Raw genomic sequence first — 10052 nt, forward strand, 5'->3', positions numbered from 1 at the left:
GTCCTTATAGAGATATGTTCTTTCAGTGTTTGCCAGCTCTGTGTCACCCGACACAACTGCGGAATCTATCTCTTCCCCACCTTTGTTTAACTGCAGCCATACTTTTTTACCTTCTACATCCACCTGCTGCACAACAAGTGACCAGCCGCCTGCAAGATCCCATGTTTCACCAGAGAGCATCTGCTTTTTACCATCATCATCTGTTTCCATTAGGATCTTTGCTATCTTATCCGGCTGGCAGCCGGCAGAGAGGGAAGATGGATCTTCAGGCATTACCACGTGCTGTGCCCCAAAGAAACCCATCAGGTAATATTTTTTGAGATCTACACCATCAACGATAAATGTACTTTCATCATTCATGCCGCCGATCTTGGTCTTTTTCATCTGAGGTTTACTCACATAGTACAGGTCACCTTCAGCGATCTTGTCCCCAAGCTGCATGGTCGATGAAGCATTCACACTGTTGTGGAAATAGAGAACCTCACTGGAAAGACCGGGCTTGATCTGATACCATAATCCAGAAAATGTGTTAGCGTCCCAGTAGAAATCACCTGCGGGGGTGAAAGAGTCGGAGCTGTCATATACGGTACTTCTGATATTATACGTTACATCCGATGCGCTTGCAGGCATCAGGGTCAAAACTAAAATTACTGAAAGTACAATTATTATTCCTGTAATCTTATTCATAGCAATACCTCATGAAAAGAGAATCATTCGACCGTTTATTATGGTCCTTACATGACAATTCACATATACACCTGCACCAAATAAAAGCACGGTTTAATCATTACAAGTCACATATAGTATGATTTTCTTTATTTTTTGTGTTATGATATTGTGCAGTAACATAGTTATGCTATAAATAAATACCTATGTGAGATAGTATTACTAAGTCGTTATCTTTTAATACTAAATACTTTAATCTTGCACAACACTACACTTATAGGAGATAAAAAATGAACAAACGTAAAACCAGATTATTGACCATATTATTTGTACTGATGGCCATATCAACATTGGTTTCAGGCTGCATGGAAAGCTCCTCAACTTCCCAGAGCCCCCATACACAGGATGCAGCGGAAACTATCACAGTTATAGATGCCCTTGGCAGGACAGTGGAAGTGCCCAAATCACCTGAACACGTCATTTGTTCAGGTTCAGGTGCTTTGAGATATCTTACATACCTGGAAGCTCAGGACAAGATAGTTGCCGTTGACAGCATAGAGACCCAGGAATCAAAGTTCGATGCCAGGCCCTATGCACTTGCAAATCCTCAGTTCATGGAATATCCTGTTTTCGGGGAATTCAGAGGAAATGATAATCCTGAAAAAATACTTACACTTGATCCGCAACCACAGGTCATCTTCAAGATGTATTCCACTTCCGGATATGACCCTGCAGAACTGCAGAAAAAGACTGGCATACCGGTAATAGCCCTAAACTATGGCGACATGGTCAACAACAGAGCTGACATGTATCAGTCGCTCCGCACCATGGGAGAGGTAATGGGTACAGAGGACCGTGCGGAAGATGTCATTTCTTTCTTTGATGCAGCGATCTCAGACCTTAATGAGCGTACCGCAGATGTACAAGAAGAAGAGAAGACCACTTGCTACGTAGGTGGCATAGCCCTTTCAGGTCCGCACGGATTCCAGTCAACAGAACCAACATATCCACCATTCTTCTTCACCAATGCAAAGAACGTGGCATATGACCCAAAGAACCTCACAACAGCAGAAGTTTCCAAAGAAAGCATACTTGGATGGGATCCCGAGATAATATTTGTTGATCTTTCAACAACACAGTCCGAAGACAAGTCAAGTGCTCTGTACCAGTTACAGAATGATGTATCCTACAGGAAGCTCACAGCAGTGAAGAATGGAGAAGTATATGGAGTCCTGCCATACAACTGGTACACTCAGAATCAGGGTTCTGTGCTTGCAGATGCATATTTTGCAGGAAAGCTACTGTATCCTGAGAAATTTGAGGATGTGGACCTTGAGGACAAGACCATCGAAATATATACATTCCTGGTTGGCAGAGGCGATGAAGAAGTCGGCCGCCAGGTATATGGGGAGATGATCAACGCCTTCTCGATTCCTGCATTCACAAAACTGGAAATCTGAAAAGGAAAACATAGTGGTGAAAGGAAATGAGCAATTCTGAAGGAGATATAGCCGGCAGGTATAGAGAGCACACAGGCAGAAAAAGAACCTATATACTGACAGGTTTTGCTCTCTTGCTTGTGGCAGCCGTGCTTTCAATAGCCATGGGCTCCGTTGATATTCCACCCCTGGATGTTGTAAGGACACTTGCCGGACACACGGTTTCAACAACGTGGGATAGTATCATATGGAATGTCCGGCTGCCCCAGGTCCTGACAGCCATTGTAGCTGGTGCAGGCCTGGCAGTGACTGGGGTTGTGATGCAATCCATACTCCGCAACCCTCTGGGATCACCTTTCACCTTAGGAATATCAAATGCTGCAGCCTTTGGCGCAGCGTTCTCAGTGATCATACTGGGTGCCGGGAGCACCAGCAGTAGAGTAGGAGATGCAGTGACCATTAACAATCCTTATGTGACTACTGTTGCCGCATTTGTTTTTGCCATGCTGGTCACTCTGGTTATCCTGGCTTTTTCAAAAATAAGAGGGACAAGTCCTGAGGTCATGATCCTTGTAGGTGTGGCTATGGGTTCACTGTTCACAGCAGGAACCATGTTCCTACAGTACTTTGCCGATGATGTGCAACTGGCATCCATGGTGTTCTGGACTTTTGGAGACACTGCCAGAGCGAGCTGGGAAGAGCTTGGACTCATCACTGCAATTGTGGCTGCATCCATAGTCTATTTCACATTCAATCGCTGGAAATATAATGCAATTGATGCAGGCGATGAGACTGCAAAAGGACTGGGGGTCAATGTGGAGAGAGTGAGGCTCTGGGGCATGCTGTGGGCATCCCTTGTCACTTCCATCATCGTGGCGTTCCTGGGAGTAATAGGATTTGTGGGACTCATCTGTCCACATATGACACGGCGCATCATTGGCGATGACCACCGTTTCCTTATAACAGGAAGTATTGTCATGGGTGCCCTGCTACTCCTTTGTGCAGACACCACTGCAAGGCTCATGATGCAGCCATACCAGCTTCCGGTCGCTGTCCTTACATCATTTCTGGGAGCGCCTACATTCATTTACCTTATACTTAAGGGGAGAAGAATATGATATTAGAAGTCAACGGAGTGGAATTCCAGTACCGAAGCAAAGAGGTCCTCAAGGACATCAAATTCCATCTGAAGAAGAATGAAGTATTAGCCATACTCGGACCAAATGGTGTGGGTAAGACCACCCTGCTCAAATGTATGAACGCAATTCTCAAGCCAAAGAATGGCACCATACTCGTGGACAAAGAGGATGTGTTGAAACTTGAACAGATAGACATTGCACGGCGCATGGGATACGTGCCACAGCGCTGTGAACCTGCCCGGCTGACAGCCTTTGACTCAATACTTCTGGGAAGGATGCCACACATGAAGTGGAACATATCACCTGAAGATATCATGCTTGTGGAAGCCACGATCAAGAAACTGCATCTTGAGGATATAGCACTTAGATATATTGATGAGCTTAGCGGAGGCGAACTCCAGAAAGTGGGCATTGCACGTGCAATCGCACAGAACCCTAAACTGCTTTTACTGGATGAGCCTACAAGCAGCCTTGACCTTAAGAACCAGCTTGAGATACTGAACATCGTAAGAGAAGTAGTAAAAGTAGAAAATGTTTCGGCTGTTATGACAATGCATGACCTTAACCTTGCATTCAGGTATGCTGACAAGTTCCTGTTCCTTAAGAATGGCACAATTTTTGCGGCAGGTAGTATGGGAGATATCACCCCACAGGTTATCGAAGAGGTTTACGGAGTGCCTGTGACCATACAGAACTACATGAATGTTTCAGTTGTAATACCCGTCTGAGATCCTGCCACATGACCAACTGCATAATAACGATACCAAGAGGACATCACGGATTTCCATAACATAGACCGGAGCAATGTCTGGACAGAGCAGATTGAAGAATACTTTTAGAGCGGCAACAGAAAAGAGGTTGTGCAACATGAAGATATGGTGGAAGATAAAGAACACAATTAATCTGTGAATGACTCATCCATTGATCGATCGACTAATAGGAACACATCCGATAGGAAAATAACCTCAAAGTAGATCTTTGATATATAACCCTTCGGATATGCGCACTTTTTTTGCAATATTCTTACTTTGTCCTTTCCTTTGATTCTGATAGATAAACTGGTTGAACTTGACGAACGAGAGGCTACTAAACTTCCTGAAGAACACCTTAAAGGTAGAGAAGGATTTTTTGTTTGAGATAGAGTAAAATCTGACACAAAAGCAAGCTCTTCAAACGTAAAGAAAAAAGGATCTTATAGAGAAGATCATCAATTCCCCTGATAATGAGATAGCGATCAACACTTTTAGGGGGAGTGGTCAGATGCTAATATAATAGTGAAACTGTCATATTTGGGTAATAAATAGAAGTACATAATAATAGATATATACTGTAAAATAGAACGCATCTAAACATTATCCGGAGGAGAAACATGAAACAAAAAAAGATTTATCATAATGCTTTTTTACTGATACTATTAGCATTTATAGTATCCCTTAGTGGTTGTGCAGGGAATACGCCAGACGCACAAAACCCTGATTATCCAGACAGTTCAGCAAGCAGAACTGTAATAGATATTGCTGAAAGGAGTGTGGAGATCCCTGCATCCCCGCAGCATGTAATCTGTTCCAGCGGCGGGTCCCTCAGACTCCTTACATACCTTCAGGCCGAGGACATGATTGTGGGAGTAGACAGTGCTGAAACAAGTTACAGGGCCACTATCCAGCCCTACACCCTTGCAAATCCCCAGTTCAGCACTGATTATCCTGTATTTGGAGAGGCCAGAGGCGCAGACAACCCGGAAAAGATATTAGGACTTGATCCTATGCCGGATATCATAATCAAGATATATCCACCTCCCGGCACTGACCCCATAGAACTCCAGGAAAGAACAGGAATACCCGTTGTCACTGTCAGCAGGCACGGGGACCTCATATCCAACAGGGACATCCTTAATGAGAACCTAAGGATCGTGGGAGAAGTCGCAGGCAGGGAGGAGCGTGCTGAAGAGGTCATCACCTTCTTCGATGAGATAATAACTGATCTCAGAGAGCGCACAGACATTCCAGAGGATGAAAAGATATCATGTTACATCGGTGGCATCGGACGCCAGGGAGGGTCCCAGGGACTTCAGTCCACCGAGGTGGAATACCCACCATTCCATCTGATCAGCGCACATGATGTCCTCCATTATGACACCGGACTGGAGATCAGCCATGAGACCGCACAGGTCAGCAAGGAAAAGATCCTCGAGTGGGATCCTGATATCATATTTGTGGATCTCTATACACTGCAATCAGATGACAAGAACAGTGCCCTGTACCAGTTGAGAAACGACCCCTCTTACCAGCAACTTCAAGCGGTGCAGTCCGGAAATGTATATGGGGTCCTTCCCTATAATGTATATGGGCACAACTTTGACACAGCACTGGTCAACTCCTATTTCATAGGAAAAGTACTCTATCCCGAACGCTTCGAGGACGTGGACCTTGAAGGGAAAAGCATAGAGATATTCCAGTTCCTGGTATGCGAAGGAGATGAAGCATGCGCAAAGGAAGTATATGATAAAATGACCAGTGCCTATGAGGTGCCGGCATTCACCAAACTGGATGTCTGAACAATACAGAGCAGTGAAAGTTATGAACGGACCAGATGGTGACATAGCCCAGCGTTACAGAAAGCATACCGGCAGGAAGAACACATATATTCTGTCGGGCACTGTGCTTTTGTTCATAATCCTAGTACTGTCTATATCAACGGGTCCTGTCGATATCCCTCCCTGGGAAGTGGTGCTGACACTTAGCGGCCAATCCATTTCACACAGGTGGGACAGCATCATATGGAACATCCGCCTCCCCCAGGTACTGACGGCCATTGTTGCCGGAGCAGGGCTTTCAGTGGCAGGAGTTGTTATGCAGTCCATACTGAGAAACCCCCTCGGATCTCCTTTCACCCTTGGGATATCCAACGCCGCTGCCTTTGGTGCGGCATTCTCGGTGATGATACTTGGAGCTGGGACCACGCATAGCAGCATCAGTGATGCAGTGACCATCAGCAACCCGTACATAACCACTGCTGTTGCATTTCTATTCTCCATTATTGTAACGGTCATCATACTGGCATTCTCCAGGTTCCGGGGAGTTACGCCGGAAGTAATGATCCTTGTAGGAGTGGCAATGGGTTCCCTGTTCTCTGCAGGGACAATGTTCCTGCAATATTTTGCCGATGATACAGAGCTTGCCTCCATAGTGTTCTGGACTTTCGGGGACGCTTCAAGGGCAAGCTGGGAAGAGCTGGCGCTCATGACCGTTATAGTGATCAGTTCAATCATCTACTTTACAATGAACCGCTGGAATTATAATGCCATAGATGCCGGTGATGAGACAGCAAAGGGCCTTGGTGTAAATGTTGAAAGGACAAGGATCAATGGAATGATGGCCGCATCCATCGTGACGGCCGTAATCGTGGCATTTTTGGGAGTGATCGGTTTTGTAGGGCTTATATGTCCCCACATGACACGCCGCATCATAGGAGACGACCATCGTTTCCTGATAACAGGTAGCATGATAATGGGAGCATTGCTCCTGCTCTGTGCAGATACGGCAGCTAGGATGATAATCGATCCATACCAGCTCCCGGTTGCAGTACTTACATCATTTCTGGGAGCACCTACATTCATTTACCTTATACTCAAAGGGAGGAGAATATGATATTAGAAGTCAACGGAGTGGAATTCCAATACCAAAGTAAGGAAGTTCTCAGGGACATCAAGTTCCATCTGAAGAAGAACGAGATACTGGCCATACTCGGACCAAATGGTGTGGGTAAGACAACACTACTAAAATGTATGAATGCAATCCTCAAGCCAAAGAATGGCACCATACTCGTGGACAAAGAGGATGTGTTGAAACTTGAACAGATAGACATTGCACGGCGCATGGGATACGTGCCACAGCGCTGCGAACCCGCAAGGCTTACAGCCTTTGACGCAATACTTCTGGGAAGGATGCCGCACATAAAGTGGAACATATCGCATGAAGATGTAATGCTTGTGGAAGCCACGATCAAGAAACTGCATCTTGAGGACATGGCACTCAGATATATCGATGAGCTCAGCGGAGGAGAGCTCCAGAAAGTGGGCATTGCACGCGCTATCGCACAGAACCCAAAACTACTTCTGCTGGATGAGCCTACAAGCAGCCTTGACCTTAAGAACCAGCTTGAGATACTGAACATCGTAAGAGAAGTAGTAAAAGTAGAAAATGTTTCGGCTGTTATGACCATGCACGACCTTAACCTGGCATTCAGATATGCTGATAAATTCCTGTTCCTGAAAAATGGCACTATCTTTGCAGCAGGTAGTATGGGAGATATCACCCCACAGGTTATCGAAGAGGTTTACGGAGTGCCTGTGACCATACAGAACTACATGGATGTTTCAGTTGTAATACCGGTATGATAATCCATAAAACATCACAAAAACTAAAAATACTTCAGGAAATGATCATGGACCCTCATACTATAGATTGGAGTAAAGTCTGGACAGAACAGATGAAAAGGCATCAGCAGTGCAGTAACAGGAAAGAGTGTGCAGCCATTTGGGAAGAAAAGGAGAATGCAAGGAAATTCTGGGAAATGTCACTGAGAGATAATCAGAGAAGAGCCAGAGAAACCATCAGATTCCTGCACATCACACCGCACTCCAGGGTCCTTGACATAGGAGCAGGCCCGGGAACACTTGCAATCCCACTTGCTGAAAAGGTTAAACACGTAACTGCTGTGGAGCCTTCAAAGGGTATGATCGAAGTTTTTGAGGAGAACATAGCTGAATATGCCTGCGACAATATATCTATTGTTAAAAAAAGATGGGAAGATATAGATGTTGAAAATGACCTGGATGGACCTTATGATATTATAATCGCATCCTTTTCCCTGGGCATGCCCAACATCAGCAAGGCGATAAAAGATATGCATGCAGTATCCTGTGGATACATCTATCTTTACTGGTTTGCCGGTGAGACATCGTGGGATATACATTCAAGAAAAATATGGCCACAGCTGCATGGAACTGAATACCACATCACGCCAAAGTGTGATGTGCTCTACAATGTCAGTACTTCGCTAATTTCAACTACTTAAGTTCATCTAAGCCTTCAGATAGATTTATATGCGGCGGGAACGCCGCCATATGTCATTTCTAGCATTCAATTCAAGCACCCATTCTAAAGTCGAGTTAAGACCAAACCAATGTATTGATGCTGTTCTTAAACCCCTAACTAACAATATCGCCATTAATATCAATGGTTCACTTACATCCGACTTTCCGCAGATGTCTAGAGAAAAACGGATATTTTCCTTTAGCGTACATTTACGCATCCTTATGTCAACTTGAAGTGATAATAAATGTTACTTCTCAATTGAATTATGTTACTATTAATTGATAAATAATTGCAATCCAGATAATTGGCAAAATTTGAGGACATCTGCGGAATATAAGAAGAAACGTAACTTTCAGGTATTTCTTTGCATTGATATTGTTCCTGCTTAGAAATACATGGCTCTACATTCAGAAAAAGCATTTTACGATTGTAAAACAAGGTCCTCAAACAATTGATGAGGATAGGTTCAGGTTTGACAGATTTATCCTGTTTGTTGAGGAATGGATTAGAAGAAAGTTAAGAGTTCAATTGGTGGTGCGGTGTTTGAGGTAGATAGATAGCGGTAAGGAGAAAAAGGAGGGGAAATTAGCAAAGTACTGAAGTACTGACTTTATATTTCCAATAACATGTCTAAATTAATCATTGCTATTATTAATCCAGACATTAATAAAGCCCACAGTATGATCCACAAAATGTTAGCCAGAATCTTAAATCTTTTATTATCCGCTTTTTCACAAACAAATGCTATAATAGTCAGCAAAATGCAACTTAATACATATACAAGAGTACTATTATTAGGACTAGGCCTCATTATAATGCTTATTGATTGCATTTGTAAAATAGCAAACACAATTAACAATATCGCCACTGATATACCAGCAACGATTGTTATTTTTTTTTGTTTCCAGGTTGGTAGGTTCATAGTTTCCTCAAAATAAAAAAAAGTGAATATGCTTTAGTGCATATTCTCTTTTTATAAAGTTTTCCACCCAGTTGATGAGGACTGAAGAACTATTGTTGGAGTATAAGGGGCTGGAATAAGTGCCTGATGGACACCATCAACTTTATAGGTTCCAGGTGAATAATTCTTATCTTCTGATACTTCTATTTTTTTAGTTGATGTAGCTGTTTTTGCAGCAAATCCAATTAACTCACTATTAGAATCATACAATCCGGAGTATACATATTGCTCTGTTGGAGTTACTCCATAAAAAGTTGACTTTGTTGAAAACTTAATCTTTGTTGACTCTTTTTTAATAGATGATGTACCTATCATAAAACCAGCTGGTATATCTCTTGTAGACGGTTCAGTATCAATTGATTGATCAATTACATCAGATGAATTAAACCATACTTTTTCTTGTTGATAATATATACTAGTGGCTTTGCTTGGGTTTTCATCATATAACTCAGGCAATGCTATTTTAATAAATTCGCCATTTGTTATATTTGTACCTTCTAATTGAGCAATTAATTCTAATCGCTCTTCATCATTTATTGTTACTGATTTTTCATCAGATGCACTCGCAAATCCTGCCATCAAGATCAACGAAGCTAAAAATACAATACTTATTCGTTTCAGATCCATTATTTTTGCTCCTTGTTTATTTTACATTGCGCAATAATGAATTTAATTACATAATATTTTATTATCCTTACAATGTAGCAACTTCCCAATGAACATTATCGTATATATGTATATATATATATAT

9 protein-coding genes and 1 pseudogene are annotated in these 10052 nt (G+C 42.9%); 8 read left to right on the forward strand and 2 right to left on the reverse strand.

The window, feature by feature from the left end; genetic code table 11:
* The coding region (locus tag BB781_RS13615; protein ID WP_277985510.1) for an S-layer protein domain-containing protein at positions 1 to 687 on the reverse strand (687 nt) is incomplete at its 3' end.
* A 269-nt stretch (positions 688 to 956) separates the two neighbouring features.
* Here BB781_RS13615 and BB781_RS13620 point away from each other — a divergent pair.
* From BB781_RS13620 to BB781_RS16585, 8 genes and pseudogenes are all read left to right on the forward strand, one after another.
* Complete coding sequence (locus tag BB781_RS13620) at positions 957 to 2126, forward strand: iron ABC transporter substrate-binding protein (protein WP_094229027.1); 1170 nt, start codon at positions 957 to 959, stop codon at positions 2124 to 2126.
* 26 nt (positions 2127 to 2152) lie between these two features.
* Positions 2153 to 3223: a FecCD family ABC transporter permease gene (locus tag BB781_RS13625; protein WP_094229028.1), complete on the forward strand. Its 1071-nt coding sequence runs from the start codon at positions 2153 to 2155 to the stop codon at positions 3221 to 3223.
* Positions 3220 to 3972 (forward strand): ABC transporter ATP-binding protein, encoded by a 753-nt coding sequence (locus BB781_RS13630; protein WP_094229029.1) that lies wholly within the window; start codon positions 3220 to 3222, stop codon positions 3970 to 3972. Before BB781_RS13625 ends, BB781_RS13630 begins: the two co-directional genes overlap by 4 nt.
* A 641-nt stretch (positions 3973 to 4613) precedes the next feature.
* Positions 4614 to 5798: an iron ABC transporter substrate-binding protein gene (locus BB781_RS13635; RefSeq protein ID WP_094229030.1), complete on the forward strand. Its 1185-nt coding sequence runs from the start codon at positions 4614 to 4616 to the stop codon at positions 5796 to 5798.
* 22 nt (positions 5799 to 5820) lie between these two features.
* A complete protein-coding gene (locus tag BB781_RS13640) occupies positions 5821 to 6891 on the forward strand; it encodes a FecCD family ABC transporter permease (RefSeq protein ID WP_094229035.1) in 1071 nt (356 codons plus the stop codon).
* A complete protein-coding gene (locus BB781_RS13645; protein ID WP_094229031.1) occupies positions 6888 to 7640 on the forward strand; it encodes an ABC transporter ATP-binding protein in 753 nt (250 codons plus the stop codon). The genes BB781_RS13640 and BB781_RS13645 overlap by 4 nt, the downstream gene beginning before the upstream one ends.
* Positions 7637 to 8320 (forward strand): class I SAM-dependent methyltransferase, encoded by a 684-nt coding sequence (locus BB781_RS13650; protein WP_242492677.1) that lies wholly within the window; start codon positions 7637 to 7639, stop codon positions 8318 to 8320. The genes BB781_RS13645 and BB781_RS13650 overlap by 4 nt, the downstream gene beginning before the upstream one ends.
* Before the next feature lie 359 nt (positions 8321 to 8679).
* Positions 8680 to 8892: pseudogene (locus tag BB781_RS16585) on the forward strand (ISH3 family transposase); the annotation flags it as partial.
* 421 nt (positions 8893 to 9313) lie between these two features.
* On the opposite strand, the gene BB781_RS13670 reads toward BB781_RS16585, so the two are convergent.
* Positions 9314 to 9928 (reverse strand): hypothetical protein, encoded by a 615-nt coding sequence (locus BB781_RS13670; RefSeq protein ID WP_094229034.1) that lies wholly within the window; start codon positions 9926 to 9928, stop codon positions 9314 to 9316.
* Positions 9929 to 10052 lie beyond the last annotated feature (124 nt).

Origin of the sequence: Methanolobus psychrotolerans (genome assembly GCF_002243045.1) — an archaeon.
Lineage (GTDB): Archaea > Halobacteriota > Methanosarcinia > Methanosarcinales > Methanosarcinaceae > Methanolobus > Methanolobus psychrotolerans.